The organism is Ruegeria sp. CL5 (assembly GCF_056536485.1).
In genome coordinates this window covers 279,126-303,997 of sequence record NZ_JBQFPS010000002.1, presented here as the reverse complement: position 1 = coordinate 303,997, position 24,872 = coordinate 279,126, and the positions used below count along the sequence as shown (strand labels likewise).

The 24,872-nt window shown below is 60.1% G+C and carries 32 protein-coding genes; 9 read left to right on the top strand and 23 right to left on the bottom strand.

The features are described 5' to 3' along the window. Positions 1–54 precede the first annotated feature (54 nt). Positions 55–744, top strand: a complete 690-nt coding sequence (gene aqpZ / locus ACR0IU_RS05190) for an aquaporin Z (protein WP_480715490.1) — start codon at positions 55–57, stop codon at positions 742–744. A 54-nt stretch (positions 745–798) separates the two neighbouring features. On the opposite strand, the gene ACR0IU_RS05185 is transcribed toward aqpZ, so the two are convergent. Both ACR0IU_RS05185 and ACR0IU_RS05180 read right to left on the bottom strand, forming a co-directional pair. Continuing rightward, positions 799–1,347 (bottom strand): peptidylprolyl isomerase, encoded by a 549-nt coding sequence (locus tag ACR0IU_RS05185; protein WP_480715489.1) that lies wholly within the window; start codon positions 1,345–1,347, stop codon positions 799–801. After that, positions 1,340–1,846, bottom strand: a complete 507-nt coding sequence (locus ACR0IU_RS05180) for a peptidylprolyl isomerase (protein ID WP_170396522.1) — start codon at positions 1,844–1,846, stop codon at positions 1,340–1,342. Before ACR0IU_RS05180 ends, ACR0IU_RS05185 begins: the two co-directional genes overlap by 8 nt. A gap of 136 nt (positions 1,847–1,982) precedes the next feature. Between ACR0IU_RS05180 and ACR0IU_RS05175 the strand changes: the two genes are divergently transcribed. The 6 genes from ACR0IU_RS05175 to ACR0IU_RS05150 all read left to right on the top strand — a co-directional run bounded on the left by ACR0IU_RS05175 (position 1,983) and on the right by ACR0IU_RS05150 (position 7,728). After that, positions 1,983–3,173: a phosphoglycerate kinase gene (locus tag ACR0IU_RS05175; RefSeq protein WP_480715488.1), complete on the top strand. Its 1,191-nt coding sequence runs from the start codon at positions 1,983–1,985 to the stop codon at positions 3,171–3,173. Positions 3,174–3,302: 129 nt separating this feature from the next. Next, positions 3,303–3,602, top strand: coding sequence for an FtsB family cell division protein (locus ACR0IU_RS05170; protein ID WP_480715487.1), 300 nt, complete (start codon positions 3,303–3,305; stop codon positions 3,600–3,602). A gap of 187 nt (positions 3,603–3,789) precedes the next feature. Then, positions 3,790–4,779: a pyruvate dehydrogenase (acetyl-transferring) E1 component subunit alpha gene (gene pdhA, locus ACR0IU_RS05165; RefSeq protein WP_170472215.1), complete on the top strand. Its 990-nt coding sequence runs from the start codon at positions 3,790–3,792 to the stop codon at positions 4,777–4,779. Between the two features lie 15 nt (positions 4,780–4,794). Further along, positions 4,795–6,165 (top strand): pyruvate dehydrogenase complex E1 component subunit beta, encoded by a 1,371-nt coding sequence (locus ACR0IU_RS05160; protein ID WP_480715486.1) that lies wholly within the window; start codon positions 4,795–4,797, stop codon positions 6,163–6,165. Beyond that, entirely contained in the window at positions 6,165–6,425 is a 261-nt protein-coding gene (locus ACR0IU_RS05155) for a hypothetical protein (RefSeq protein WP_010442121.1), read from the top strand. Before ACR0IU_RS05160 ends, ACR0IU_RS05155 begins: the two co-directional genes overlap by 1 nt. 1 nt (position 6,426) lies before the next feature. Then, positions 6,427–7,728 carry a pyruvate dehydrogenase complex dihydrolipoamide acetyltransferase gene (locus ACR0IU_RS05150; protein WP_480715485.1) on the top strand — a complete coding sequence of 434 codons (1,302 nt, stop codon included), beginning with the start codon at positions 6,427–6,429 and terminating at the stop codon, positions 7,726–7,728. A gap of 71 nt (positions 7,729–7,799) precedes the next feature. Here ACR0IU_RS05150 and cysE read toward each other — a convergent pair whose 3' ends face one another. Next, positions 7,800–8,609, bottom strand: a complete 810-nt coding sequence (cysE, locus tag ACR0IU_RS05145; RefSeq protein WP_170773206.1) for a serine O-acetyltransferase — start codon at positions 8,607–8,609, stop codon at positions 7,800–7,802. Between the two features lie 92 nt (positions 8,610–8,701). After that, positions 8,702–8,977, bottom strand: a complete 276-nt coding sequence (locus ACR0IU_RS05140; RefSeq protein ID WP_480715637.1) for a hypothetical protein — start codon at positions 8,975–8,977, stop codon at positions 8,702–8,704. Between ACR0IU_RS05140 and ACR0IU_RS05135 the strand changes: the two genes are divergently transcribed. After that, the gene (locus ACR0IU_RS05135) at positions 8,969–9,034 is read left to right on the top strand and encodes a hypothetical protein (RefSeq protein ID WP_310793658.1); all 66 of its coding nucleotides are present in this window, start codon (positions 8,969–8,971) and stop codon (positions 9,032–9,034) included. The two genes, ACR0IU_RS05140 and ACR0IU_RS05135, sit on opposite strands and share 9 nt — an antisense overlap. On the opposite strand, the gene ACR0IU_RS05130 is transcribed toward ACR0IU_RS05135, so the two are convergent. The 17 genes from ACR0IU_RS05130 to ACR0IU_RS05050 all read right to left on the bottom strand — a co-directional run bounded on the left by ACR0IU_RS05130 (position 9,015) and on the right by ACR0IU_RS05050 (position 22,462). Further along, positions 9,015–9,311 carry a DUF7742 family protein gene (locus ACR0IU_RS05130; protein WP_480715484.1) on the bottom strand — a complete coding sequence of 99 codons (297 nt, stop codon included), beginning with the start codon at positions 9,309–9,311 and terminating at the stop codon, positions 9,015–9,017. The genes ACR0IU_RS05135 and ACR0IU_RS05130 overlap by 20 nt on opposite strands. A gap of 6 nt (positions 9,312–9,317) precedes the next feature. Further along, a complete protein-coding gene (locus ACR0IU_RS05125) occupies positions 9,318–13,298 on the bottom strand; it encodes a baseplate multidomain protein megatron (RefSeq protein WP_480715483.1) in 3,981 nt (1,326 codons plus the stop codon). Then, complete coding sequence (locus ACR0IU_RS05120) at positions 13,298–13,738, bottom strand: NlpC/P60 family protein (RefSeq protein ID WP_480715482.1); 441 nt, start codon at positions 13,736–13,738, stop codon at positions 13,298–13,300. Before ACR0IU_RS05120 ends, ACR0IU_RS05125 begins: the two co-directional genes overlap by 1 nt. Continuing rightward, on the bottom strand, positions 13,738–14,622 hold the full coding sequence (locus ACR0IU_RS05115) for a DUF2163 domain-containing protein (RefSeq protein WP_480715481.1): 885 nt from the start codon (positions 14,620–14,622) through the stop codon (positions 13,738–13,740). The genes ACR0IU_RS05120 and ACR0IU_RS05115 overlap by 1 nt, the downstream gene beginning before the upstream one ends. Next, the gene (locus tag ACR0IU_RS05110) at positions 14,622–15,254 is read right to left on the bottom strand and encodes a phage distal tail protein, Rcc01695 family (protein WP_480715480.1); all 633 of its coding nucleotides are present in this window, start codon (positions 15,252–15,254) and stop codon (positions 14,622–14,624) included. Before ACR0IU_RS05110 ends, ACR0IU_RS05115 begins: the two co-directional genes overlap by 1 nt. 12 nt (positions 15,255–15,266) lie before the next feature. Then, a complete protein-coding gene (locus ACR0IU_RS05105; RefSeq protein ID WP_480715479.1) occupies positions 15,267–15,929 on the bottom strand; it encodes a phage tail tape measure protein in 663 nt (220 codons plus the stop codon). Continuing rightward, entirely contained in the window at positions 15,916–16,125 is a 210-nt protein-coding gene (locus ACR0IU_RS05100; RefSeq protein ID WP_480715478.1) for a rcc01693 family protein, read from the bottom strand. The genes ACR0IU_RS05105 and ACR0IU_RS05100 overlap by 14 nt, the downstream gene beginning before the upstream one ends. Further along, the gene (locus tag ACR0IU_RS05095; RefSeq protein WP_480715477.1) at positions 16,122–16,436 is read right to left on the bottom strand and encodes a gene transfer agent family protein; all 315 of its coding nucleotides are present in this window, start codon (positions 16,434–16,436) and stop codon (positions 16,122–16,124) included. Before ACR0IU_RS05095 ends, ACR0IU_RS05100 begins: the two co-directional genes overlap by 4 nt. Further along, positions 16,436–16,849: a phage major tail protein, TP901-1 family gene (locus tag ACR0IU_RS05090; RefSeq protein WP_480715476.1), complete on the bottom strand. Its 414-nt coding sequence runs from the start codon at positions 16,847–16,849 to the stop codon at positions 16,436–16,438. Before ACR0IU_RS05090 ends, ACR0IU_RS05095 begins: the two co-directional genes overlap by 1 nt. Positions 16,850–16,869: 20 nt before the next feature. Beyond that, positions 16,870–17,283, bottom strand: coding sequence for a DUF3168 domain-containing protein (locus tag ACR0IU_RS05085; RefSeq protein ID WP_480715475.1), 414 nt, complete (start codon positions 17,281–17,283; stop codon positions 16,870–16,872). Then, positions 17,280–17,618: a phage head closure protein gene (locus ACR0IU_RS05080; protein WP_480715474.1), complete on the bottom strand. Its 339-nt coding sequence runs from the start codon at positions 17,616–17,618 to the stop codon at positions 17,280–17,282. Before ACR0IU_RS05080 ends, ACR0IU_RS05085 begins: the two co-directional genes overlap by 4 nt. Next, positions 17,615–18,214 carry a head-tail connector protein gene (locus ACR0IU_RS05075; protein ID WP_480715473.1) on the bottom strand — a complete coding sequence of 200 codons (600 nt, stop codon included), beginning with the start codon at positions 18,212–18,214 and terminating at the stop codon, positions 17,615–17,617. Before ACR0IU_RS05075 ends, ACR0IU_RS05080 begins: the two co-directional genes overlap by 4 nt. Before the next feature lie 169 nt (positions 18,215–18,383). After that, positions 18,384–19,562, bottom strand: coding sequence for a phage major capsid protein (locus tag ACR0IU_RS05070; RefSeq protein WP_480715472.1), 1,179 nt, complete (start codon positions 19,560–19,562; stop codon positions 18,384–18,386). Between the two features lie 29 nt (positions 19,563–19,591). Beyond that, entirely contained in the window at positions 19,592–20,137 is a 546-nt protein-coding gene (locus ACR0IU_RS05065; RefSeq protein WP_480715471.1) for an HK97 family phage prohead protease, read from the bottom strand. A gap of 26 nt (positions 20,138–20,163) precedes the next feature. Beyond that, positions 20,164–20,382 carry a GTA head formation protein, RCAP_rcc01685 family gene (locus ACR0IU_RS05060; RefSeq protein WP_480715470.1) on the bottom strand — a complete coding sequence of 73 codons (219 nt, stop codon included), beginning with the start codon at positions 20,380–20,382 and terminating at the stop codon, positions 20,164–20,166. Beyond that, on the bottom strand, positions 20,375–21,538 hold the full coding sequence (locus ACR0IU_RS05055; RefSeq protein ID WP_480715469.1) for a phage portal protein: 1,164 nt from the start codon (positions 21,536–21,538) through the stop codon (positions 20,375–20,377). The genes ACR0IU_RS05060 and ACR0IU_RS05055 overlap by 8 nt, the downstream gene beginning before the upstream one ends. 120 nt (positions 21,539–21,658) lie before the next feature. After that, a complete protein-coding gene (locus tag ACR0IU_RS05050) occupies positions 21,659–22,462 on the bottom strand; it encodes a methyltransferase domain-containing protein (protein WP_480715468.1) in 804 nt (267 codons plus the stop codon). A 369-nt stretch (positions 22,463–22,831) separates the two neighbouring features. Between ACR0IU_RS05050 and ACR0IU_RS05045 the strand changes: the two genes are divergently transcribed. Beyond that, positions 22,832–23,086, top strand: coding sequence for a hypothetical protein (locus ACR0IU_RS05045; protein ID WP_480715467.1), 255 nt, complete (start codon positions 22,832–22,834; stop codon positions 23,084–23,086). Between the two features lie 73 nt (positions 23,087–23,159). Here the strand turns inward: ACR0IU_RS05045 and ACR0IU_RS05040 are convergent, their stop codons facing one another. Both ACR0IU_RS05040 and ACR0IU_RS05035 read right to left on the bottom strand, forming a co-directional pair. Further along, positions 23,160–24,530: a DNA-packaging protein gene (locus ACR0IU_RS05040; protein ID WP_480715466.1), complete on the bottom strand. Its 1,371-nt coding sequence runs from the start codon at positions 24,528–24,530 to the stop codon at positions 23,160–23,162. Continuing rightward, a complete protein-coding gene (locus ACR0IU_RS05035) occupies positions 24,439–24,783 on the bottom strand; it encodes a hypothetical protein (protein WP_480715465.1) in 345 nt (114 codons plus the stop codon). The genes ACR0IU_RS05040 and ACR0IU_RS05035 overlap by 92 nt, the downstream gene beginning before the upstream one ends. Positions 24,784–24,872: the final 89 nt, after the last annotated feature.

The following is a 24,872-nucleotide window of genomic DNA, read 5'->3' as shown; positions in this document are numbered from 1 at the left end:
CAAAACGCACTTTTTGAATTAGACTAAAAGCCATTGTTTTCTGGAGGACTTTTCATGTCATCAAAACTCATGGCTGAATTCTTTGGCACCTTCTGGCTTGTGCTTGGCGGCTGCGGCAGCGCGGTACTGGCCGCAGGTGTGGCCGATGTGGGTATCGGCTGGCTGGGCGTTTCATTCGCTTTCGGCCTGACGGTGCTGACCATGGCCTTTGCGGTCGGTCATATCTCGGGCGGGCATTTCAACCCGGCAGTCAGCCTTGGCCTAATGATAGGCGGGCGGTTCGACGCCAAAGATCTGATCCCTTATTGGATCGCTCAGGTGATCGGAGCCATCGCGGCAGCAGCCGTGCTCTATTTAATCGTCAGCGGAGCGCCGGGTTTTGAAGGTGTGGGAGGGTTTGCCTCGAACGGGTATGGCGAGGCCTCACCCGAAGGGTATTCGATGATGTCCGCGTTGGTAATCGAAATCGTCATGACGGCCTTCTTCATCGTGATCATTTTGGGGGCAACATCCAGCGGTGCTCCGGCAGGATTCGCGCCGATTGCCATCGGGTTGGGGCTGACGCTGATCCATCTGATTTCGATTCCAGTGACGAACACCTCGGTAAACCCTGCCCGGTCAACTGGCGTGGCTCTGTTTGCCGACGGTCCGGCATTAGCTCAGCTTTGGTTGTTCTGGGTGGCGCCCCTGATTGGCGGCGCAATTGGCGCGCTGATCTGGCGCGCGATGTCGTCCGACGACTGATCGGTCCGTTTCTGAAAGCCCCGGTCCGCTGTCGCGAGCCGGGGCTTTTTTCGTTCATTCGGTCACGGTGACCTTTTTCATCGCATCGGGCTGACCGATAACAGCACCGTTAGGGCCGTCGCCGCGCTTGATCGCATCGACTACATCCATCCCGTCGGTAACTTGGCCAACGACGGTGTATTGGCCGTTCAGGAACGGACCGGGCTCGAACATGATGAAGAACTGCGAGTTTGCGCTGTTGGGATCCTGTGCCCGTGCCATGCCGACAACGCCCCGGTCAAAATTGTAGTCCGAGAACTCAGCAGGCAGGTCTGGGCGATCTGACCCACCTGTTCCGGCGCGACGCATGTCCGCGCCAGCGCGGCCATGTTGCACATCACCGGTCTGAGCCATGAAGCCATCAATCACGCGGTGAAACACAACGCCATCATACTGACCGTCAGCGGCCAGAGCGGTAATCTGCTCGACATGCTTTGGTGCAAGGTCTTCGAAGAGGTCGACCGTAACGGTGCCATTCGCCCCCTCCCCTTCGATTTCGATCTCAAGGCCTGTCGCCAGCGCAGGGCTGGCCAACATGACGAATGCAGCAGCCAGCTTATGCATCGGCGGCCACCTTCACGCTGATCATCCGGTCAGGGCTCGCAGGCGGCTCGCCACGAACGATGGCATCCACATGCTCCATTCCATCGATGACACGACCATACACGGTGTACTGACCGTTCAGGAAATGGTTGTCCTTGAAGTTGATGAAGAACTGCGAGTTGGCCGAATCCGGGTTGGCCGAGCGTGCCGCGCCCAAAGTGCCGCGATCATGGGGCAGCTTCGAGAACTCGGCAGGTACGTTCGGCAGCGACGATCCGCCAGTGCCTGCCATACGAATGTTGAAACCGTCTTCCATGTCGCCATGCTGTACGTCACCGGTTTGCGCCATGAACCCGTCGATCACACGGTGGAAGGCAACGTTGTCATATTCGCCACCACGCGCCAGCTCTTTCATGCGGGCCGAGTGCTGAGGTGCCACGTCGGGTAGCAGCTCGATAACGACATTGCCGTCTTTCAGCTCGATGATGATCGTGTTTTCGGGGTCTTTGATCTCGGCCATCTGGCCCTCCTGTCTTTGAAACTTGCGCAAATACCTATGACGCAGACGCGCGAATGCCAAGTGACGCATTGACCTTAAGGCAAAATGCAGGAAAAGAACCGCCTGAAACTGGATGTAATGGGCAAGGATAGAAGCGATGGGCTGGAAAACTCTGGACGATATGGAACTGAACGGCAAACGGGTTCTGGTACGTGTGGATATCAACGTGCCCGTCGCGGATGGTGTGGTCACGGATGACACCCGCATTCAGCGCATCGTGCCAACCGTGCGCGATATCCTCGCCGCAAACGGCAAGCCGATCCTGCTGGCCCATTTCGGTCGGCCGAAAGGCGAACGCGTCGCCGAGATGTCTCTCAGGCAATTGGTCCCGGCGCTCGAGACCGCCTTTGGCACACCGGTTCGGTTCGCCGATGATTGCGTCGGTCCTGAGGCCGAAGCTGCCGCAGCATCGCTGGGTGCAGGCGAGGTACTGCTATTGGAAAACACCCGTTTCCATGCCGAAGAAACCAAGAACAGCTTGCCCCTTGCTGAAGGCATGGCAAAACTGGGCGATGTCTATTGCAACGACGCCTTCTCGGCCGCCCACCGCGCGCACAGCTCGACCGAAGCACTTGCCCGCCAGCTACCGGCCTGCGCCGGTCGTCTGATGCAACAGGAACTCAGCGCGCTTGAGGCTGCCTTGGGTGCACCCAATCGCCCCGTCACTGCCGTTGTCGGTGGCGCGAAAGTGTCAACCAAACTAGACCTGTTAGGCAACCTGATCGAGAAGGTCGATTACCTCGTAATCGGCGGAGGGATGGCCAATACCTTCCTGGTGGCCAAAGGGATCGACGTCGGAAAATCTCTGGCCGAACACGCCATGACCGACACGGCCACCGAGATATTGAGCAAAGCCGAATCTACAGGCTGCACGATCGTCCTGCCGCGCGACATCGTGGTAGCCGAGGCATTCGAGGCAAACGCACCGCATCAGGTTCTGCCCGCGGATCAATGCCCTGCCGACGCCATGATACTGGACGCTGGCCCCGAAAGCGTCGAAGCCGTGGCCAAGGTGCTGGAGAAAAGCCAGACTCTGATCTGGAACGGCCCGCTAGGCGCGTTCGAGCTGACCCCGTTCGACGCCGCCACCAATGCCGCCGCGCTGCAAGCCGCGGCTTTGACCCGAGATGGCAAACTAACCTCTGTCGCGGGTGGAGGTGACACGGTAGCCGCGCTGAACGCATCGGGTGCAGCGGCTGAATTTTCTTATATCTCCACCGCAGGTGGTGCGTTCCTGGAATGGATGGAAGGCAAGGCCCTGCCAGGCGTCGCCGCTCTGGTTCGGTAAGTAGCCAATCCCCAGATCTGATCTTTTTGCTCACAGGGGATTCACAAGCCGAATCACCTGTGACATAGTGCAGGCAGATGCCCGCTAAGGGCACGTTTTGAGGCAGTTCGTTCTACGGTGGTTTACACGGTGACCCGTTCCTATCGACCCGGTCTTGGGGCATTCGCATTCTACTCGGTCGCCTTTATGTTAGGCGTCTATTTCACCTTTGCCGCCGTGCAGGGGGATTATGGCTTATTCCGACGTGTGGAAATTGCAGCGGAACGTGACGCGCTGTCCCGCGACCTTACTCTGCTTCAGGCTGAGATCGTGCGAATGGAAAATATGACCCGTCGTCTGTCTGATACTTATCTGGACCTCGACCTGCTGGATCAGCAGGCACGATCTATCCTCGGCATGATCCGCGCCGATGAAATTGTCATTCGCTGATCACGCCCAGGCACAGGGTTTTTTACAGAAAAATCACTCACCCTAATTCATCTTCTAAGATTTTCTGCCACCGAAACGAAGGCTCCCCCCCCCCCCCGCGTCACATTTGTACTCGCCAGAACGCGCGAAATGCTTTATGAGATAGTTTAACGCTAAACTATCTGTCCGAGAGGGGGAGATCGCCACGATGGCTGCGCGAAAAACCACAAAGAAACCAAATGTTTCTGCGGAAGAACTTAAAACCTACTACCGCGAGATGCTTCTGATCCGCCGATTCGAAGAGAAGGCAGGTCAACTCTATGGAATGGGTCTGATCGGAGGGTTCTGCCACCTTTATATCGGGCAGGAAGCCGTCGTTGTGGGCCTCGAGGCTGCCGCCAAAGAAGGCGACAAGCGGATTACCTCCTACCGCGATCACGGACATATGCTGGCATGTGGCATGGACCCAGGTGGTGTTATGGCCGAATTGACTGGTCGCGAAGGTGGCCTTTCAAAAGGTAAAGGCGGCTCGATGCACATGTTCTCGAAAGAGAAACACTTCTATGGTGGCCACGGTATCGTCGGCGCTCAGGTGCCATTGGGCGCAGGTCTGGCCTTCGCCGACAAGTACAAGGAAAACGGTGGCGTAACCTTCACCTATTTCGGTGATGGCGCGGCCAACCAGGGCCAGGTTTATGAGACGTTCAACATGGCGGCGATCTGGGATCTGCCGGTTGTTTTCGTGATCGAGAACAACCAATACGCCATGGGCACGTCGCAGACGCGTTCGACCTCAACCAAAGACATCTACCATCGGGGCGAGGCGTTCGGCATCCCCGGCGAGATCGTCAATGGCATGGACGTTCTGGCGGTCAAAGCTGCTGGTGAGAAGGCCGTCGCCCACTGCCGCGCTGGCAAAGGTCCCTACATCCTCGAGGTCAAAACCTACCGCTATCGCGGCCATTCGATGTCGGACCCAGCGAAATACCGCACGCGTGAAGAGGTTCAGAAGGTCCGCGAACAAAGCGACCCGATCGAACACGTGCGCGAACTGCTTCTGACCGGCAAACATGCGACCGAGGATGACCTGAAGGCGATCGACAAAGAAATCAAAGAAATCGTCAATCAAGCCGCTGAATTCTCGAAAGAAAGCCCCGAGCCGTCGCTGGATGAGCTCTGGACTGACATTTACGCCTGAGAGGACGAATAAGACATGGCAACCGAAATTCTCATGCCCGCCCTTTCGCCCACGATGGAAGAGGGCACACTGGCCAAATGGTTGGTTAAGGAAGGCGACACCGTATCTTCCGGCGACATCATGGCCGAGATCGAAACCGACAAGGCGACGATGGAGTTTGAGGCCGTTGATGAAGGCATCGTCGGCAAAATCCTGATCGCTGAAGGCACAGAAGGGGTCAAAGTGAACACCCCTATCGCCGTGCTTGTGGAAGAAGGCGAAGACGCCTCGGCCCTGCCCGCGGCTGCACCCGCAGCCGCTGTGGTGACCGAGGCCGCCCCAGCGGCGGTTGAGGCCCCCACTTCTGCCACTGCCCCTGCTGCGCCGGTGGTCGACCTGTCGCCCGACTGGCCCGCAGATGCAGAGATGAAGTCCGAAACCGTCCGCGAAGCACTCCGCGATGCGATGGCCGAAGAAATGCGCGGTGATGAAGATGTCTATCTGATGGGCGAGGAAGTCGCCGAATATCAGGGCGCGTATAAAATCTCCCAAGGTCTGCTCGATGAGTTCGGCGCCAAGCGTGTCATCGACACTCCGATCACTGAGCACGGCTTTGCCGGTATCGCGGTTGGGTCGGCCTTTGGCGGATTGAAACCAATTGTAGAGTTCATGACTTTCAACTTTGCCATGCAGGCGATTGACCAGATCATCAACTCTGCCGCCAAGACGCTTTATATGTCTGGCGGTCAGATGGGTTGTCCCATCGTGTTCCGTGGCCCCAACGGTGCCGCCGCCCGCGTGGCTGCTCAGCACAGCCAGGACTACGCCGCGTGGTACATGCAGGTGCCTGGCCTCAAGGTGGTGATGCCCTATTCCGCAGCCGACGCCAAAGGCCTGCTGAAATCGGCCATCCGTGATCCGAACCCGGTTGTGTTCCTTGAAAACGAAATCCTCTACGGCCGCTCCTTCGACGTGCCGCAAGTGGATGACCTTACCATCCCGCTGGGCAAGGCCCGCATCTGGCGCGAAGGCTCGGACGTGACCATCGTCAGCTTCGGCATCGGCATGCAATATGCGCTAGAGGCCGCCGACAAGCTGGCCGAGGACGGCATCAGCGCCGAGGTGATCGACCTGCGCACTATCCGCCCGATGGACACCGGCGCGATCATCAACTCGGTGATGAAAACCAACCGTCTTGTGACCGTCGAAGAAGGCTGGCCGCAAGGTTCCGTTGGTAGCTACATCAGCTCGGTCGTGATGCAGGAAGCGTTCGATTATCTCGACGCACCGGTCATCACCCTCACCGGCAAAGATGTTCCGATGCCATATGCAGCGAACCTCGAAAAGCTGGCGCTGATCACCACTGATGAGGTGATCGCGGCGGTGAAACAGGTGACCTACCGGTAATGGAGATCAGGGGCCGCGATCCAGCAACCGAATGCTACCGTGTCGAGATCGATCTCGATGACCGGACCGTGCGGGCGCTTGTGCCCGAACGGCTTGCGGCGGATATGCGGTTGATCGGCGCGCGCCCCTCGCACCAGACCGCCTATGTCTGGATGGCGGAGAACAAAGATAAAATCGAGGCTGCGATTGCGACGCTCGCACGCGGCACCGGGCGCCCCAAAGCGCCCTTTGACCAAATTACTCTGATTGAGGAGCGCTGAAATGCCCACCGAAATCCTGATGCCTGCCCTGTCCCCGACGATGGAGGAAGGCACCCTTGCAAAATGGCTGGTCAAGGAAGGCGATACCGTCTCGTCCGGTGACCTGCTGGCCGAGATCGAAACCGACAAGGCCACTATGGAATTTGAGGCAGTCGACGAAGGCACCATCGGCAAAATCCTGATCCCCGAGGGCACCGAAGGCGTCAAGGTCAACACCGCCATCGCGGTTCTGCTGGAAGATGGCGAAAGCGCTGATGATATCGCGGCCACGCCTGCCGCTGCTCCTGCGGCTGCGCCAGCAGCTGCAGCGGGCAACGAGGCTGCCGCACCAGCGGCACCCGAGGCGCCCGCCCCCGCCCCGGCAGCGCCGGCCAAAGCGGATGGCGGTCGTATCTTCGCCTCCCCCCTTGCTCGTCGGATTGCCGCACAAAAAGGCCTGGATCTGGCACAAATCTCAGGTTCTGGTCCGCATGGTCGTATCGTCAAAGCCGATGTGGAAAGCGCCACAGCCGCACCTGCAGCGGCACCAGCGCCTGCTGCTGCGGCCGCCCCAGCCGCCGCTGCACCTGCAGGCCCATCGGCAGACGCTGTGGCCAAGATGTATGAAGGTCGCGAATACGAAGAGATCAAACTCGACGGTATGCGCAAGACCATCGCCGCGCGTCTGTCTGAGGCCAAACAGACCATCCCGCATTTCTACCTGCGCCGGGACATCAAGCTCGACGCGCTGCTCAAGTTCCGCAGCCATTTGAACAAGCAGTTGGAAGGTCGGGGTGTGAAGCTCAGCGTCAACGACTTCATTATCAAGGCCGTCGCCAACGCGCTGCAACAGGTTCCCGAATGCAACGCCGTCTGGGCGGGTGACCGGGTGCTGCAACTGAAACCATCGGACGTGGCTGTCGCGGTTGCGATCGAGGGAGGCCTGTTCACACCGGTCCTGCAAGACGCCGACACCAAGTCGCTATCTGCCCTATCGACCGAGATGAAGGATCTTGCAGGCCGCGCCCGCGAACGCAAGCTGGCACCGCATGAATATCAAGGCGGCACCTTCGCGGTCTCGAATCTTGGCATGTTCGGCATCGACAATTTCGACGCCATCGTGAACCCGCCGCATGCCGGTATTCTCGCAGTTGGTACCGGCCTTAAGAAACCTATCGTGGGCGAGGACGGAGAACTGACAGTCGCAACCGTCATGTCAGTCACCATGTCGGTCGATCACCGGGTCATCGATGGCGCGCTTGGCGCTCAGCTGCTGCAAGCCATCGTCGACAATCTGGAAAACCCGATGGTCATGTTGGCCTAAGCCAACCGGAATACGCACAAAAAAGGCCACCTCGAACCCCGAGGCGGCCTTTTTCGTCTATTCATTCAGATTTACTGGTCTTTCCCCAGCATATGATCCATCGAGATCGACGGCTGATCGCACCCGGCCTCGCCCACGATCTTAGCGGGAATGCCTGCAACCGTCGTGCACGGTGGAACCTCCTGCAGCACCACAGAACCCGCAGCGATACGGCTGCAATGGCCGACCTCGATATTGCCCAGAACCTTGGCACCAGCTCCGATCAGAACTCCATCACCAATTGTGGGATGGCGCTGTTCCTCTTCCTTGCCGGTCCCGCCCAGCGTCACCGAATGCAACATCGAGACATTGTCACCCACAACGGCAGTCTCACCGATCACGATGGAATGCGCATGGTCAATCATGATGCCCTTACCAATCCGCGCGGCGGGATGGATATCGATCCCGAAAATCTCGGATGAGCGCATCTGGAAGAAATAGGCCAGATCATGCCGTCCCTTCTTCCAAAGCCAATGGGCCACACGGTAGGCCTGCATCGCCTGATAGCCCTTGAAATACAGAATCGGCTGCAGCAGGCGGTGGCAGGCCGGATCGCGCTCATAGACTGCCATCAGATCGGCCCGCGCGGCTTCGAGCAGTGCCTTGTCGTCGGTATAGGCCTCGTCCACAATCTCGCGCAGGACCATCATCGACATCTCGTTCGAGCACAGCTTGGCCGAGATCCGATAGGAAAGCGCCCGTTCCAGGCTGCGGTGATGCAGTATACAGGCATGCACCAACCCGCCCATCAGCGGCTCTTTTTCAACCGCCGCGTGGGCTTCAGAGGTTATGCGGTCCCAAACGGGATCCACCGGCGTCACTTGGCTGCGCGTTTCGAACATGGCTTTTCATCCTTTGCTGCGCTTAGAATAGCCATCTAGTGGCAAAAACGCCAAACGCAAACCCTTGATGCACAGTGCAACAAAAAATGAACTCAGCTGAACTGGAGCAATTCCGGCAACTCATCCACAAGCGCCTTAGCGATCTGGCCACGCAATCCGCAGCTGGTCAAGAAGCTCAATCGATTGTGGAACTGGATCAACAGGCAGTTGGTCGACTTAGCCGAATGGATGCCCTTCAAAATCAGGCGATGGCGAAAGCCCAGCAGGTTCGGCGGAACACCGAAGTTCATCGTCTTCAGGCTGCGCTTGTCCGGATGGAAGAGGACGAGTTTGGCTATTGCGAAGATTGCGGCGAGGAAATTGCCCACGGTCGGCTAAAATTGGACCTTGCCGCATCCAAATGTGTTAGCTGCGCGACTGCTTAATTTGAAACCGGATCAGTTTTAGCAGAATCATCTCGAAACACTGGCAATATTGCAGATCATCGAAACTTGGTTCATCTGCCAGCGGTCGACTGCGTGCAGCAGCCATTAGTGAGCCATTTCCGTAAACCGGATGCAGCCGACCCGTTCTGGCGACGTGCTGATCTGCCAGTTCGGCCGCAGAGATCAAAAGGGTGCTCAACTGATCGCGGTCAGTGAGCGGCGCAGCCAGCAAAGCCCGCGCCGCTGCGCTGATATCTCCGTGCAGGACCGGTCTCACAGTGTCTTAGCCTACCGAAAGATGTGCAAACGCACCGGGCCCATAAGTGGCTGAGACTTGCGCGATCGCGATGTTGTAAGCTCCGCTCAGCCCATCGTCGAACTTCATCGCGGCGGAATACTGCCAGACCGGAGCACTAGTAACCGTCTCGCGCAGCAAAGCGCCTTCGGCGAACACGCGAACTAGATATACCTCACTTTCTTCACCCAAGGGCACTTCGAGCCCGCCCCAGTCATCGCCATCGATCCGTGTCCGGCGCACCCAAGAGATGTCGTCGCCCGAGCCCGTCACAGAGACTCGCAAATGCACCGGCGAATAAGGCCTCAGCCCATTGCCGTCGAACGCTTCGACCAGATGCTCATAGGCCGGGTCCTCATAGCCGCGCGTAGCCGGGCCGATGCGGTAATGCTTGGCCACGCGCCGTTCGGTGCGCAGCAATCCGGTCTGATAAACACGTTCATCCAGCAGCACAAAGGTTGACCCTTCTGGCCAGATATCGGGCATCAAGGCATCCGTACCCAACTGTCCGCGCAGGCGGCCTGACAGGTTATACACGCCGGTCTCCTGCAGGTCGGCTTCGGAAAACTGGAACACTTCCCAATTGCCGGGCGTTCCGTCCCCGATGGCGGCCAGATTAGCACCACTCAACAACGCTGAGCGTGGACGAGACTCCAACACGCCATCGATGAGATTGACCCGCAGCGCAGCCCCTTCATCCCAGAGCCCGGCCTCAGCGCGCCGCAGCGGTGTCTCGGTGAATCCGATTACCGCCTGCCCTGCGATCACCTGATGCAGCGTATAGTCCTCATCCTGTGGGGCTGAATAGACGGCCACGCTGCCGGGCCACGGCTCGGCCGAGATTGCAAGATAAGGTGCATGGGGCGCTTCGGATCCGGTGATCAGCGGCAGGTCCATGAACACCGGTAAGACAGGCACCGGCGCGATGAACGGTTTGGCCGCAGCTACATCGTCTAGCACGTCGGACGGCGTATAGACGCCGGGTTCAATCCGTACTGCATCGGCCAATTGCATCTCGGCCTGTTCCAGCCGGTCAATCCGATATAGCGTTCCGTCCCCAGCATCCGGCAAACGAACCACATCGCCAGCCCCGACATGCAGCAGCGAGGGCGGCAGAGCAAAGCGCGCCGTCTCGCGCGAGATGCGGGATTCGCTCAGCCAGCGTTCGACCGTCTGACGCCCCTCAGCGCGGGTCATCGACAGAGGCATTTCGTTGACGGCGACCGAATGGGTTCTGTCATCGGGCAAGACGGCCTCTTCCGCGACGACATCATGGTTGGCATCCGATTGGACGAACCGTAAACGGACACGCCCTGTCATCTCAGCCTCTGCCTCGCGGCGATGTTCCACCGGTCCATCGATATCCGAGCTGATCGCGATTTGCTCGGGATCCAGATTTACAGCCTGACGCCCATCCCGGGTTCTGAACTTCAGCACCCCGTCTCGCTCGATCGCGTCGAACCCATAGCGCAGCATCAGCGGTTGCAAAGCCTGCCGGGCGTTCATCACCTCTTCGACCGCATAGCCGCGCACCACGCCATACAGCTCTGAGACATCGATGGCTGTCACCCCCGCCTTGTGACAGATTTCTGTCACGACCGAGGCCAATGTCCGAGACCCGGACCGCCCGTTCAGCCAATGCCCGCGCGCGTAGTTGTCTCCGTCAGACCACTGCGACTGCAGGTTTGGAAAGGTTGGGAAGGGTCGTGCATCCCAGGCCCAGACAAAGGCGTTCGACATGTCCACCATCCGGCCTTCATAGATGTCCGAGACTGGGTTGATCTCAGGATCGCTCCAATAGCCCAGAACGGCCCGGAGGTACTGGACCATGATAAAGTCGTCTCGCAACCCATTGGAATAGTTCGGTAAATACGATTCCGACGATTTCGGGTCCAGGAACTTGTTCGGCTGGTTCGTGCCCTTATCGATGGCCGCGCATCCCAGTTCTGTAAACCAGATCGGCTTAGCTCCAGGCACCCAATCCGTAGGGGTCTCCTGCCGGGTGCCGTTGATCCGTTCGTGATGTCGGTTCCCCCACCAGTTGCGCACATCCTTGTACCGCCAAACCCATGGCTCGCCATTGGCGTCATCGGTGATCGGGCTTCGTATCTGCGCTTCGGCCTCTTCGGGTGAAGCGTAATACCAATCATACCCCTCACCGCCTTCGATATTGCCACGCAGATAGTCGAGGTCATAGATCGACCCGTTCGACGCCTCAGCGTCCAGATGCGAGGCGCCATCCCGCCAGTCGGACAGCGGCATATAATTGTCTATGCCGACAAAATCGATGTTCTCATCAGCCCAAAGCGGATCAAGGTGAAAATACCGGTCACCGGTGCCATCCTGCGGTTGATACCCGAAATACTCGGTCCAGTCGGCGGCATAGCCGATCTTGGTCTCCGGCCCCAATATCGTACGCACCTCCGCAGCCAATTCCCGCAACTCGGCAACTGCTGCAAAGCCCGACGCACCGCGGATTTGTGTCAGCCCGCGCATCTCGGACCCAATGCAGAAGGACTCCACACCACCCGCGGCCTTGCACAGGGCCGCATAGTGCAAAATGAACCGCCGCAATCCCCATTCACTTGGGCCACGATAGGTCACTTTGCTGCCGCTGGTCGAGAAATGTGACGCTCGCGCAGTACCAAAGAACGCCGCCACTTGGGCATCCGCATCAGCAGTTTGATCCGGTGAGCCCGGCCGTCCCGGAGCCACATCCAACGTGATCCGCCCCCGCCACGGCAAATGCGGCTGATCAAAATCATCAGACCATGGATCAGGCAGGCCGTTGCCCTCTGATTGCTCCATCAGAATGAACGGATAGAACATGACTCGTTTGCCCGAATTCTTCAGATGCCGGATCGCCTGCACCACCGCCGCATCAGCCGGGGTGCCGCCATAGATCGGGCGCCCATCTTGCCATTTCACTTGCCGTGCCACAGTTCGGGACAGACCCGAAACACTCCAGGGCATGTTTGCGCCCTCAATATTCTTGCGTTCGACCTTGGGGCGGATCTGGCATTCTCCGCAGCGCAAATCATTGCCGAACCACGACACGATCAACGACGCTGCCTCGCACCCCGGCAGCTCTTTGCCCAGCGCCCGCGTCGATGTCACCAGATCGGACTTGCCCGACGGCGAGTTGACATTCGCCGCCCAACTGCGGCCCCGGCCCTTGGTGTAATTGACTTGAGATGAAGCCAGCGCGTACTCGCCTGTTCCCGGCATCAGCGCCACACCTTTGATGATCCGAGACAGCGCGTCTGCGGCATCCGGCATCTCGTTTTGTTCTTGCCGTACCACCTCAAATGAGAATTGCGGTACACGGTTGCCAAAAGGACCCAGCGCTAGATCTTCGATCACCACATAAGCCGTACCGCGATAGGCAGGCACCGTGCCTGTGCCTTCAACCGCCTCAATCAGTGGATCGGGCAATTGATCGTGATCCCCACGATAAATCCGCATATTCAGCGTTTGGCGCTCGACCTCATCGCCATCGGCCCAGACGCGTGTGATATCCGCGACCTGGCCCGCGCCCACGGCAATCGCCAGAGAAACCGAATAGCTGTAGCTATGGGTGGTGGTTGTCGTCGTCACCTCAACGGGCTTGGGCTTCCCTTTGCCCCCGCCACCACCGCCCGAAGTTTGTGTCGAGGTCGATGTAGAGCGGGTTTCCAGAAAATCCGATGCCCAGATGACCTGTCCGCCGATACGCATCCGGCCATAGACTGTCGCGACGGTCGCACCCTCGCCGGTCTCGGTCAGACGGAAGCGATCCAGGCGTCCGGTTTCAACGACCTCACTGCCGCCCCCCATGACGGACTGACTGGCCATCAGCCGGTTGTCAATCACCCGCCCCAGTGTCGCCCCCACCGCACGACCAATCACAGCTGTCGACAGCCCTGCGACCGAGCCCCCGATCGAGCCTCCAATTGCGGCTCCGGCGGCAGACAGAACTATTGTAGCCATCAGAGGTCCTCCAGCGGGAATTCGAAACAAGCAACCACGCGGCGACGCCAAGGCTCGCTCAGCGTGTTTTCAACAACGCCATGCCCGGTGTACGCATGGATGAATCGCACCGGATCAGGCGCGCTGACAATGCCCAGATGCTTGGCCACCGCCGCATTCCGCATCCGAAACAGCAAAACATCCCCGGAGGTTATATCCTCGGGCGATTTCTCGATGAGATGGCGGCGGGCCGCAGCCCACATGCGTTCCTCTCCCTGTGGCTCGGACCAGTCCATGCTGTAGACCGGCACCGTCTCGGGCTCATGTCCCATCACGGCGCGCCAAACGCCCCGCAGCAGGCCCAGGCAATCCGCCCCGGCCCCACAGACAGACGCTTGATGCACGTAGGGCGTACCCAGCCACGCCCGCGCTTCTTCAACGATTTCTTCCTTATTCCGCATCACCGCCGACTCCCCCCTTTGTGTTGACTGCTTCGCTTGGGCACGGCCATGACCCAGTCCTCGTGCGGCAGGTCGGGGAAGCCCTGAAAATTCAACATGTTGTTGAACTTCAACCGGCAAGTGGTCATGCGTTTGTCGCACCCTGCGGTCAACTGAACCCGGTCCCCAACCGCCAGCCCGCCGCCAATCGACGACCACAGCGTAACGTCGCGCCCATCTCGCGCCGGTTCATCCAGTTTGATTGAAGCCCAAAGACCCTGTGCGGCACCATCAAGCACATCCAGCCTGCCACGCTCGAACCACCCTGCGTCAGAACTCTCCGCGCCTTGCAAACGCAACGCCGCACCATCCAATGAGGCAATTACGGCCTCGGCACGATAGCCTGGTGTCTCAAGGGCAAACCGGCAGTCATTGTCGCCCAGCACAGCCGTGCAGGGCTTCTGGTAAATCCGCCCCAATGGCCGGTTCAGCAGATCGGTCAATCCGCGCAGTTCCGCATGAAACGCCCCGCCTGCGCGCCGCAACTCACCAATCGAGCCGTGAAACTGCAGCATCCTCTGCTCTGGATCGGCCCAATTGACCAGCCAGGCCCGCACCTCAGCCCCGTCGAAACGCCCCGCCTCGATATCCTCTTCGCGGACCGAGGCATCAGACAGCGCGCCCATGGCCTCGGTATTGTCGATCGACAGGCCAGTTGCCTGCTCGATCGCCGCAGCGGTCAGGCCGGTGCTGGCTTTGAACACCAGATCGTCAAAGCGCAGCTCCATGTCATGATCGGTAAAACCAAAAGTCTGCCCGTCGCTGCGCGTAATCGCCCAGCAGCGGCAGGTCGTGGTCAAGCCCATTTGCAAATGCGCCTGCAGCGCCTGTTTGTCCCCGCTCATCAGACCCGCACCTCGACAACCGGCACATTCGGCACGTCGCCTGCCTGAAAGCTGGTGACGCTTGTCTGAATCTTGTCGGTATCAAACCGCACCGGCACATCGAACTCGAACCCTGCCGTAATCTCGACCTGCTCGAGTGGCGGTGCGGTAAACGTCACACGCCCGGATGCCAGATCGACCTCAAAATCCACCCCCTCGCGCTGCACATCCTGATCCAGCCCCAGTGTCACGGTCCCCAGCACCGGCTTCAGGATCGGCCGCACATAGCTGAACCCGCCCGAGCTGTAGGTCTTGACCAGCTGAAACTCGAACGTCTCACCGTCGCCGCGCGCAATCACCTGATCGCCCTTATCGACCTCGGCCGTCGCCGCGCCCGACTTGAAGTCCGACCAGTCCTTCCAGCGGAACCCAAACATCTGCCCCTGCCGCGCCTCAAAGAACGAGATCAACGTCTCGACATCGTCCAGCGACCGCATCCCCAGCCCGGCATCATAGCGCCTGCGCGAATGCGCCCAGGGGGTGTTGCGTTCCTCAAACCCGTTGGTCAGCGTCACAATATCTGTGCGCCGTTCCGGTCCCCCTACCGAGCCAAAGCTCAGGCTGGCGGGAAATCTCACCTCGTGGAAATTCATCACCTGCTCCCCTTATCTGTTGCGATTGCCGCGACCCAAGGCCCGGCTCATCTGCGCCGCGATTTGCCCTTGAGAGCGGCGGAACCCCTGCACATCGGGCGTGGAGATATTCATCACCACATTCACCGCCCTTCCCCCGCCTTGCGTCCGCACGCCCAGCTTGCCATCCGCGCCGCGCGCCAGCGGCATGATTGCCTCTGGGCCCGCCTCACCCATCAACCCGGTGCCGCCGCGCATCGGGAACATGGTCGGGCTGCTGACGACGCCACCATTGGCAAACGGCATCACCCTGCCTTGGGAAAAACTGCCGCCATCGGCAAAGGGCAAAATGCCCTGCACCAAACCGCCCACCCCATTGGCCAGCATGCCTCCGAAATGATCTGTCACCGGCTTGATCGCCGCCGAATAGGCGGTGCGGATCATCGAATTCTTCAGCACATCCAGCACGCCTGACAGGTTCATCCCATCCAGCACCACACCATCGAACGCCTTACGCAGCCCGCCGGACATCCCACGCTCCAGCGTGGCCACATCCTTTCCGGTCTCTTCAAACGCGGCCCTGATCCGCCGCATCTGACCATCAAACGCCGAGGCCATGGTGGCGGCATCCCCAAGCGCATCGCCCAGCGCCTCTCCCCGCTCTTGCAGGTCGTCAAAACCATCACGATCCGTCATCACGCTCTCCTTGTTCTTTGTCCGGATAGGCCACCAGCAAGGCATCCAGGCCCGCACGGTTCATCGAAGGCATCCCCGCGCATTGCCCCAGCATCAGCCGCAGCTCGACCGGGGTCAGACGCCAGAACTGGTCCGGCGTTAGACGCAGGCCGAGGAACCCGGCCCGCATCAGTACTGGCCAATCGAACCCGCTCACTCGGGCACCATGAAGGCCTGCGCCAGCAACTCAGCCGCCGCCTTGGCCCCCGCCATCGGCCCGCCCTCAATCTCGGCATGCAGCAGATCATCGCGTGTGACCTGCGCTCCGCCGCCCCGCAACCCAGCGACAAGCAGGGCCAGCACATCACCGCTGGAATAAGCCCCGCCTTCAAACCGCTGCACCAGCTCAACCAGAGACCCGGCCTGCAGCTCTTGTTCCAATTCCGCCAAAGCACCCAATGTCAGCTTGAGCACCCGCTGCTCCCCATCGATGGTCAGCGCCACCTCACCCGTCCACGGATTGGCCATCAGAGCACCGTAAAGCTCAGCGCACCGGCGCTTGCCATGCTCATCTCATAGGTCGCCTCACCGTTATGCGAGCCCGCATATTCGATGCTGCTGACCTGAAACGGCCCTTCGACAATGCCGAAATCGGGGATGATCACTTGAAAACCGGGTGTCTCACCGTCAAAAAACAGCTGTCGCGCCCTTTCATCCGTGCCCGCGTCCTTGAACACGCCTGAGCCCGAGATCGAGGCTGATTTGACCCCCGCCCCTGACAGCAGCTCACGCCACCCGCCCTGGCTTTCCAGGCTGGTGACATCCACGCTTTCCGCGTTGAAGCTGATCCGCGTGGCACGCAAGCCCGCGATGGTCTCGAACAGGCCGGTGCCGTTCATATCCACTTTGACCAAAAGGTCTTTTCCGTTCTGGGCAGCCATATGCTCTCTCCGTTGATTGCTTAGTCATCTTCCACGCGGGCGCGGAATCTCAGATCGATCTGGCGGATCGCGCCGCCGGTTCCCGTACGTCGGGCGCTGGCACGCTCGAACCACAACCCCACCAGATGACCACGATCCAAAGTCAGAGCCGCCCCTTCCAGCGCATCGCAGACCGCACCGGCCAGTGTCTTGGCCGCGCCAAAGCCCGCCGCTTCGGACACCACCGAGACCGTGAACCGGTGCACCGCACCCGAACCGGATCGGTCCGACGCCTCGCGCACCTCCTCCGGCCCCAAGGTCACGTAGGTCTGTGGCAACACCCCTGAGGGTACCGCGTCATAGATTGCCCCGCCCGACAGGGAGCTGACCTGCGCATCGCCCGCCAATTGCTGAAACACCGCCGCCTGCAAAGCGGCTGCAACGCCATAGCTCATGCCGCCACCTCTTCATCTGCGAAACAGGTCAGGAAATGGCCGCGCCCATCACGCTCGGCCACCGCGCGGATGACAAACCGGCGCGTTCCTTCGACAAAGCGCTGATCAGGCGTAGGCCGCATTGATGATCCCTTGGGTGCACCCCGCACCACGATGCGATAGCCAACCCGCGAAACCGAGGCACCGCCAACAGCCCGTTCCGAGCCGCTGCGCGCCGTCACCTCGGCCCAAAGCGCGCCCAAAGCGGCCCATGTCTCGGTATAGCCCCCCGTGCCGTCAGCGCTGCGTACCGGAGCCTCCAGCACCAGCTTGCGGTTCAGTCGCGGCGCACTCATTGCGTCACCCCTGCGCCGAAGCGCACTGTGCGATAGCGCTGGATCAGGCTGGTGACGCCAAAGGGCATGCACCCCGCGCCCAGCGCCGTCTCATCGCGATATTCGTAATAGTGCGCAGCCAATAACAGCACCGCCTGACCCAGATCAGCGGGCAATCCGCCCCAATCCGCAGCCATTCCAGCCGTGAAGGCGATCGTGACCGAACCGCCGGTTTGCACCTTTGGCAAGCAGGATCCAACCGGACGCAGCCGAGGGCGCTGCGTGTCGCGCTCTAACCGGTAAGCCGCCGAGTCCGCAACCGTCTCGGTCCCTGCTGCATCTGTCAACGTGACCGCAGCCACCGAGACCACCGGGGCCACCGGCAGCACTTCACCTGCAGTGTCACGCCAGCCGTTCAGGCTCCATGAAAATTCCCTTTGGATCAGCACCTTACCAGTGCGCGCCTCTATCGCCGCAATGGCTGCGCGCAGAAAACCCCGCAGCACTTCGTCCTGCACATTGCCCTCGGCAAACCCCGTACCCAGCCGCAGATGCGCCTTGAACTGATCCACCGGCAGCGCCGCATCCGCGATGGCGGTTTCTTCGATCAACATCATCCATTCACTCCGCAATCTCGGACCCCTCCGGGGCCACTTCAGGAAAATGACGGGCACGCGCCGCCCCACGTTGCTCGGACGGAGGGGAGCAGCTAGACAACGCGGGCGATCTCACCCCGGCCCGCGCCCGCCGCCCGAGGGGCGCAGAGCCCCCCGGATCCGTCACCGCCTAGGCGGTACCGAATTTCACCAGCTTGATCGCGGCAAAGTCGCTGACGTCGCCGCCCACGCGCTTGGTCGCATAGAACAGGACGTGAGGCTTGGCGCTGAACGGATCGCGCAGCACACGCAGATCGGGACGCTCGGCGATGGTGTAGCCCGCCTGGAAGTCACCAAAGGCAATCGAGAAACTGTCAGTGCCCGCATCCGGCATGTCCTCGGCAATCAGCACCGGATACCCCATCAGACGCGCAGGCTCACCCGCAGCCAGACCATCCGACCACAGGAAGCGGCCATCACTGTCCTTCAGCTTGCGGATCACACCGGCGGTTTTCGAGTTCATCACGAAAGTGCCGTTCACCCGGTACTGCGCACCCAGCGCATAGACCACATCCACAATGGCGTCCGCATCAACGCCGCCATCAATGCCCGACGCGACATAACCCAGGCTGTCCCAGCCCCAGCTGCCATTCTCCATCGTGCGGTGGGTTAGGATACCCTTGGGCTTGTCCACACCATCGCCATTGATGAACGCAGCCGCCTCAGCGCGTGCAAACTTGTCGGCGATACGACCGGCCAGCCATCCTTCGACATCGAACGCACTGTCATCCAACAGGCGCTGCGACGCCTTGGGCAATGCGCTCAGCTCGTGCAGTGGGATCGAAATACGGTCAATCGACGGAGTCGACGTTTCAGCCGTGGCCGAATTCTCATCCGCCCAACCCGCGCCCACATCGGTGTGGTCGATCAGCACGTCGAACGAGTTCGCCTCGACATTCACCACCGACGCAATCGAACGGATCGAAGCGGTCGAATTCAACACCGACTTGATCATCTCAGCGGTCTGCGGATCGACCAGATAGCCACCATCGCTGTTAACCGCTGTCGAAAGCGATTTGGCCTCAATCTCCAGCCCACGCAGTCCATCATCCTCACCCGAACGCACATAGGCGTCGAATGCCTTTTGATGCGGGGCACCGTCCTCGATCGAGGCCGCAAGATGCGGACGCGCCGCGATGGTTGATTTACGATCCAGCATGGTCAGTTGCTCTTCTGTCTGTTGTAGTTTGGTTTTAACTTCAGTCTTCAGACCCTTGAATTCATTCACGAAGCCAGCCATCGCCTGCTTCACCTCCTGAACCAGGGGCGCACCCTCTCCGGTCAAGGCCGGGATCTCGGTCTTGCTCATCAGCACTTCCTTTTTGGGGGGTTGAGGCGCTAGGTCCGCGCCAGCTCCTGCCGGGCGTGATCAAACACCTCGGCAATACTGCGCCAGGTGTTCTCGACATCAGGCTCAAAACCCTTCGCCGCCACCCGCGCACTGGGCAGCATCGGGAAAGTCACCAAAGACACCTCCCACAGCTCCAGTTCGGTCAGGACCCGCTGGCCCTTGTCATTCTTCACGGCCCGTTTGGTGCGATAGCCAATCGACAGGCCATCCATCGCGCCCGCCCGGATCAGCTCCGCCGCTTCACGGCCCTTCTGCGTGCTCTCCAGCAGACGCCCTTTGACCCACAGGCCGGTGTCGTCCTCGCGCACGTCATCCCAGACGCCGATGGGCTGCGCCGGATCATGCTGCCACAGCATCTTAACCCGCTGGCCAGCGGCCTTGAGCCCCTCAAGCGAGTCGCGATACGCCCCGCGTTGCACCACATCGCTGCCTTGATCGACCTGCCCGAACAGGCTGGCGTAACCTTCGATCACCGCATCCTCGGTCACCGACAACCCGTCTCCGAACCGTGCGAATTTATGCTCCAAATCCATGAACTTCTCCATGCAACCCACTGACATTATGGTGTTATCGCAAGGAAGGACTGAAACGCCTGCGCCAAAATCACTGCCGCCACGCCATAGACTGTCAGCCACAACCGCTTCTCCAACCGTTCCATCATCTCTTCGATCTGATCCAACCGCCGACACAGATGCGCGTGCTGGATCTCGGCCACCCGCTCATGCGCGGCCAGACGCAGGCCCGGCGCGCAATCGAACGGAGGATACCCGTCACCCATCCGCACGCTCCGGCAGCCCCAGCAACGCGCGTTTCTCGGCATCGCTCAGAAAATCAGCCCCATTGACCCGCGCCCATTGCGCATCGCGTTCCGCAGACAGCGCAGGCACCTGATCCAGATCGGGCTTCAGCACTAGTTCCTCGCCGGTAAAGACCGCCAACCAATCCGACACCGCCGCCGCCACCCGCGTCACCAGAGGTAGCACGGTCAGGCGGTAAAACGCCCGGTTGGCCTCCTGATAGTTCGAATAGGTCGCGTCGCCCTGGATCCCCAGCAGCATCGGCGGGACCCCAAATGCCAGCGCGATCTCGCGGGCGGCGGCTTCCTTGGTCTTTTGAAACTCCATATCGGACGGCGAGAACCCCATCGGCTTCCAATCCAGCCCCCCTTCCAGAACCATCGGACGGCCAGCATTCCGCGCCCCGCGATAGTTCTGCTCGATCTCATCCGACAGACGCCGGAACTGATCCTCGGCCATCACCCCATGACCATCACCGCCTTTCCAAACCAGCGCCCCCGAAGGCCGCGCCGCATTATCGAGCAGCGATTTCGACCAGCGAGACGCGCTGTTATGCACATCGATCGCCATCGCCGCCGCCTGCATGGGCGAGAACCCATAGTGGTCATCCTGCGGATGGAACGACTTGATATGACAGATGTTTTCCGCTGCAAACCGGTGCTTCTTGCCGCCCACCGCGTAATCATATGCCTTGGGCCACCCATCCACCCCGGGCACCACGCTCATCCGATCCGAGCGCAAAACATGCAGCTCAACCGGCAAGCCTTCCTTGGCCTGAACCGCCTCGACATAGGCATTGCCCGACAGCAGCAACTGCCCAAACAAGGCCTCCATCAACTCCGCCCGCCCCTGCGCCGCATTCGGACGGCGCATCAACGACAGGATCGGATGAGTATCAAACCGCTGCGCTTGATCCTGCAACACCAGAGGCAGAGCCGCCGCCGCCTCAGCAATCAGCTTGACCGAGCGAAACCCCACCGGGTTCACCGAAAACCCCGTCCGCGTCAGCGAGATCGTGTCCCGAGGGCTCCACGCCACGCGCCCTCCCGTCTGCCACGCCACCACAGGCCCCGCCGCGCTCGCCTTCACCTCGGGCGCTGCCTCAGCCGATCCACGACGCAAGAAATCGAATACCATCTGTGCTCCTTTCTGCCGCCGCTCTGCCCGGCTTGTTGAAAGGAGTTATGAGGGAAAGAAGTTTAAGCCTCGGGAATGGGGCGTACGGGGGATGGGCAACGGAAGCGGACCAACAACCAATCAGGGTTTCCTGCCGCTGACAATATAAGCTGACGCCTGAAATACGACTTCGCCGTTGACCGCGCGGAACTCTGCAAGAGCGTCGTCTGCACAAGCTAAGACACTCGCGATTTTCTCTTCACTCAGGTGAATATCAAACAGAGGCAACCATCCGCGCAAATCTGCCTCAACCATAATTCTGGCGCTTGTGAACCTCGCCGGCTCGATTTTGTTGGTAACTGAGATGTCCATGAAGCCAGCCTTTTCATAGACTGACGCGACCTTTTCAGATCTTCCCAACGAGTAAGGTAATCTCAGGGCATCTGCGGCTGCCCTGCTGATTTCCGACTCCAGAAGTTTGATTATCGCATGATAGGCCGGATTGTGATCCAGATCATTCCAAACAGCTACTGAAACCACTCCATCCGGCTTGAGCACACGGTACATCTCGCGTGCCGCCTGATTACGATCTTGGAAAAACATAATGCCGAACTGAGAGAGTACGGCGTCAAAAACGCCACTCTCCAACCCGGTATCCTCTGCACCGGCCAAAACCCAGTCAATGCGCGGCTCAACCTCTCGCGCAGTCGCAATCATCCCTGGCGCTGGATCGAGTCCGGTTATATGGCCTGCATCGCCGACCAATGATAACAAGTGCCGCGCCAGAACACCGCTGCCGCATGCAATGTCCAAAACCTGCTGGCCAGCTTGGACTCCGGCGGATTTCACCAAATGTGGGGGCCACGGCGCAAACAATGCGGGCACAAACAGCTCCTCATAGCCACGCCCAGCGTCCAGTTCTTCTTGTGAAACAGTAGGTTCCATAGTGTCTCTCCGGCTCAGTCATAAGAACCCCGACACAAAAGACCCTACACTCTCTCTTGATTTGAAACGAGATCTGCGACCTTCTCGCTATTCCTCGCATGTATGGCTTTACAAATTCCGCACCCTGGACCGCCGATACGCCTCCGCAGGCCCTACCACCAGCTCATGCAACGCCCAGACCAGAGCATCGACCCGGTCAGGCGAGCCCTGCCCCTGACCCCAGCTTGGCCGATTGCAAGGTTTAGCAGCTCGCTGAACATTTAACCCAATTACTTTGCAATCGCCGCCAAGTTCTTGTGATTTCGTGCCACGGCAATTGTCTGCGTTTCACATGCCCCCACGTGTGCTTCAAATTGAAGAGGCCACCCCATGAATGAAAACGAACCTGCACCTTCCGGACACCCCGATACGAACAATAACTGGACCAATGAACCGACTGCTGCTGACAAACACGTCTACGAGGTGTTTGCCTCCAACGTAGTCGTTCTTGTACAGCTGCTTGATGACTACAAAACAATGATGTCACCAGATGTCCACGCAAGGCTATTTTCTTCTCTGCTGGCGCTGTCCCGGTTGCTCGGCGAATACGAGGACAGTTGGAATCAAGAGCACCCAATGTCCTGAACCTGAATGCGCCCTGCGAAAGATCAATTCTCTAGGCGGAGCATGATTGTTTGTAGAGCAACCCTAAGAGTGCTCATAAACTCCGCACCCTCGGCCGTCGATACGCCCCCGCGGGCCCCACAACCAGCTCATGCAGCGCCCAGACCAGCGCGTCGGCCCGGTCGGGCGAACCCTGCCCCTCGAAACCACGCGCGGTCATCTGGCACATCTGCTCCTCCAGCGCGTCCAGCCCGGCGACATGGCTCACCCGCCCCTGCTCATACAGGGCTGCAACGGGCTCGGCCCGCGCGACCTTGCCGCGCGACGCCCGCACCGCGCGATAAGGCACCAGAGGGTCTACCTGCCGCACGACCTCTTCCACCAGTTGCCCGCCCTGATTGACCTCGGCCACCAGCCGTTCGGCCCCGAACTCATCCATCGCGTCAATCGCCGCCCGCGCCCAACCAGCTGGGCCAACGCCCTGCACAGTCCGGTCGGCCAGCACATAGGCGCGCCACTCCTCCGGTGGCCCCTGCACCTGAGCACCCACGACCACAATCCCACAGGCATCCGCATCCGACCCCGCCGTCACCGCCGGGTCCAGCGCGACGACGATGCGATCCAATGCAGGCACCTGCGCACAGCGCGCCGCCTCTAGCATCGAACCCGTCCACAACGCGCCCTCAGCATCCGACAGCAACACCCCGTCCAACTCCTGCCGCCCCAGCCGTGTACCCGCGTACCGCGCGCGCACCTCGTCCAGAAACGAATCCGCCAGATTAGCCCGGTTCGCCTCAGTTGGTGCGTGGGTTTGTACCGTTGAAGGCGATGCCAGAAGCTCCTTCAAAACCGTCACATTGCGCGGCGTGGTGGTCACACAAACCCGAGGCCGATTCCCCGAGCGCAGCGCAAATTGAAGCATATCCCAGGTCTCGCCCGCCTTCTTCCACTTGGCCAACTCATCCACCCAGGCCGCATCGAACTGTGGGCCGCGCAGTCCCTCGGGATCATGCGCCGAAAACGCCTGCGCCTCGGCCCCGTTGGGCCAGACCAGTTTGCGCTCGGATGCCTTCCAGACAGGTCGCCGATCCGGCGGAGAGCATTGCAAAATCCCGCTATCGCCAAAGATCATCACATCACGCACCTGATCAAAGGTCTCCCCGACCAAAGCAACACGACAGGCTTCACCCTTGTCCGATGGCAATGACCCCTCGACCATCGACCGAACCCATTCGGCCCCGGCCCGCGTCTTGCCCGCCCCGCGCCCGCCCATGATCACCCATGACCGCCAGTCGCCCTCGGGCGGCAACTGATGCGGCAGCGCCCAGAACTCGAACAGGAAAGGGAGGGCGCACAGCCCCCCCTCCCCGATCTCACTCAGAAATCTGTCCTGCACCGCAGCAGGCGCGGAGGCGAGCCAGCCTGCACCCGATCTCAGATCGTGCCCGATCAAGGTCGAGCGCATAGCCCCCTTGGACAATTCCGGCTTGTCTGTGATGTTGTTCGACAAAGCTTGTCTCCACTTTCTGGCAACTGCGGATCAGCCCCTCTAGCTGACCCAGTTGCTTGCCTGTTCCGGCAAGGTCTGCACCCTCCCCGGCACTGATCTGTTTTCGCAGTTCTTCCGCTGCCTGGCGCAGATCGCGAATGGACCTTTCGAGCGACTGCAACAAATCAGCCGTCTGAGAAATCCGCTCTTCCGGGGTAATCAAAGTCATGTTTGCGTCTTGACCTCATGCGTGAGTTTTTCCGCACGAGAGAAATGAAAAACGGCCACCGGGTCACCCCGGGGCCGTTGCCCACTTCT

What these genes read in the sequence shown, in the direction of transcription:
- aqpZ (WP_480715490.1), top strand. Translation starts at nt 55, where the DNA reads ATGTCATCAAAACTCATGGCTGAATTCTTTGGCACCTTCTGGCTTGTG.
- ACR0IU_RS05185 (WP_480715489.1), bottom strand. Translation starts at nt 1,347, where the DNA reads ATGCATAAGCTGGCTGCTGCATTCGTCATGTTGGCCAGCCCTGCGCTG.
- ACR0IU_RS05180 (WP_170396522.1), bottom strand. Translation starts at nt 1,846, where the DNA reads ATGGCCGAGATCAAAGACCCCGAAAACACGATCATCATCGAGCTGAAA.
- ACR0IU_RS05175 (WP_480715488.1), top strand. Translation starts at nt 1,983, where the DNA reads ATGGGCTGGAAAACTCTGGACGATATGGAACTGAACGGCAAACGGGTT.
- pdhA (WP_170472215.1), top strand. Translation starts at nt 3,790, where the DNA reads ATGGCTGCGCGAAAAACCACAAAGAAACCAAATGTTTCTGCGGAAGAA.
- ACR0IU_RS05160 (WP_480715486.1), top strand. Translation starts at nt 4,795, where the DNA reads ATGGCAACCGAAATTCTCATGCCCGCCCTTTCGCCCACGATGGAAGAG.
- ACR0IU_RS05155 (WP_010442121.1), top strand. Translation starts at nt 6,165, where the DNA reads ATGGAGATCAGGGGCCGCGATCCAGCAACCGAATGCTACCGTGTCGAG.
- ACR0IU_RS05150 (WP_480715485.1), top strand. Translation starts at nt 6,427, where the DNA reads ATGCCCACCGAAATCCTGATGCCTGCCCTGTCCCCGACGATGGAGGAA.
- cysE (WP_170773206.1), bottom strand. Translation starts at nt 8,609, where the DNA reads ATGTTCGAAACGCGCAGCCAAGTGACGCCGGTGGATCCCGTTTGGGAC.
- ACR0IU_RS05125 (WP_480715483.1), bottom strand. Translation starts at nt 13,298, where the DNA reads ATGGCTACAATAGTTCTGTCTGCCGCCGGAGCCGCAATTGGAGGCTCG.
- ACR0IU_RS05120 (WP_480715482.1), bottom strand. Translation starts at nt 13,738, where the DNA reads ATGCGGAATAAGGAAGAAATCGTTGAAGAAGCGCGGGCGTGGCTGGGT.
- ACR0IU_RS05115 (WP_480715481.1), bottom strand. Translation starts at nt 14,622, where the DNA reads ATGAGCGGGGACAAACAGGCGCTGCAGGCGCATTTGCAAATGGGCTTG.
- ACR0IU_RS05110 (WP_480715480.1), bottom strand. Translation starts at nt 15,254, where the DNA reads ATGAATTTCCACGAGGTGAGATTTCCCGCCAGCCTGAGCTTTGGCTCG.
- ACR0IU_RS05105 (WP_480715479.1), bottom strand. Translation starts at nt 15,929, where the DNA reads ATGACGGATCGTGATGGTTTTGACGACCTGCAAGAGCGGGGAGAGGCG.
- ACR0IU_RS05095 (WP_480715477.1), bottom strand. Translation starts at nt 16,436, where the DNA reads ATGGCCAATCCGTGGACGGGTGAGGTGGCGCTGACCATCGATGGGGAG.
- ACR0IU_RS05090 (WP_480715476.1), bottom strand. Translation starts at nt 16,849, where the DNA reads ATGGCTGCCCAGAACGGAAAAGACCTTTTGGTCAAAGTGGATATGAAC.
- ACR0IU_RS05085 (WP_480715475.1), bottom strand. Translation starts at nt 17,283, where the DNA reads ATGAGCTATGGCGTTGCAGCCGCTTTGCAGGCGGCGGTGTTTCAGCAA.
- ACR0IU_RS05080 (WP_480715474.1), bottom strand. Translation starts at nt 17,618, where the DNA reads ATGAGTGCGCCGCGACTGAACCGCAAGCTGGTGCTGGAGGCTCCGGTA.
- ACR0IU_RS05075 (WP_480715473.1), bottom strand. Translation starts at nt 18,214, where the DNA reads ATGATGTTGATCGAAGAAACCGCCATCGCGGATGCGGCGCTGCCGGTG.
- ACR0IU_RS05070 (WP_480715472.1), bottom strand. Translation starts at nt 19,562, where the DNA reads ATGAGCAAGACCGAGATCCCGGCCTTGACCGGAGAGGGTGCGCCCCTG.
- ACR0IU_RS05065 (WP_480715471.1), bottom strand. Translation starts at nt 20,137, where the DNA reads ATGGATTTGGAGCATAAATTCGCACGGTTCGGAGACGGGTTGTCGGTG.
- ACR0IU_RS05060 (WP_480715470.1), bottom strand. Translation starts at nt 20,382, where the DNA reads ATGGGTGACGGGTATCCTCCGTTCGATTGCGCGCCGGGCCTGCGTCTG.
- ACR0IU_RS05055 (WP_480715469.1), bottom strand. Translation starts at nt 21,538, where the DNA reads ATGGTATTCGATTTCTTGCGTCGTGGATCGGCTGAGGCAGCGCCCGAG.
- ACR0IU_RS05050 (WP_480715468.1), bottom strand. Translation starts at nt 22,462, where the DNA reads ATGGAACCTACTGTTTCACAAGAAGAACTGGACGCTGGGCGTGGCTAT.
- ACR0IU_RS05045 (WP_480715467.1), top strand. Translation starts at nt 22,832, where the DNA reads ATGAATGAAAACGAACCTGCACCTTCCGGACACCCCGATACGAACAAT.
- ACR0IU_RS05040 (WP_480715466.1), bottom strand. Translation starts at nt 24,530, where the DNA reads ATGCGCTCGACCTTGATCGGGCACGATCTGAGATCGGGTGCAGGCTGG.
- ACR0IU_RS05035 (WP_480715465.1), bottom strand. Translation starts at nt 24,783, where the DNA reads ATGACTTTGATTACCCCGGAAGAGCGGATTTCTCAGACGGCTGATTTG.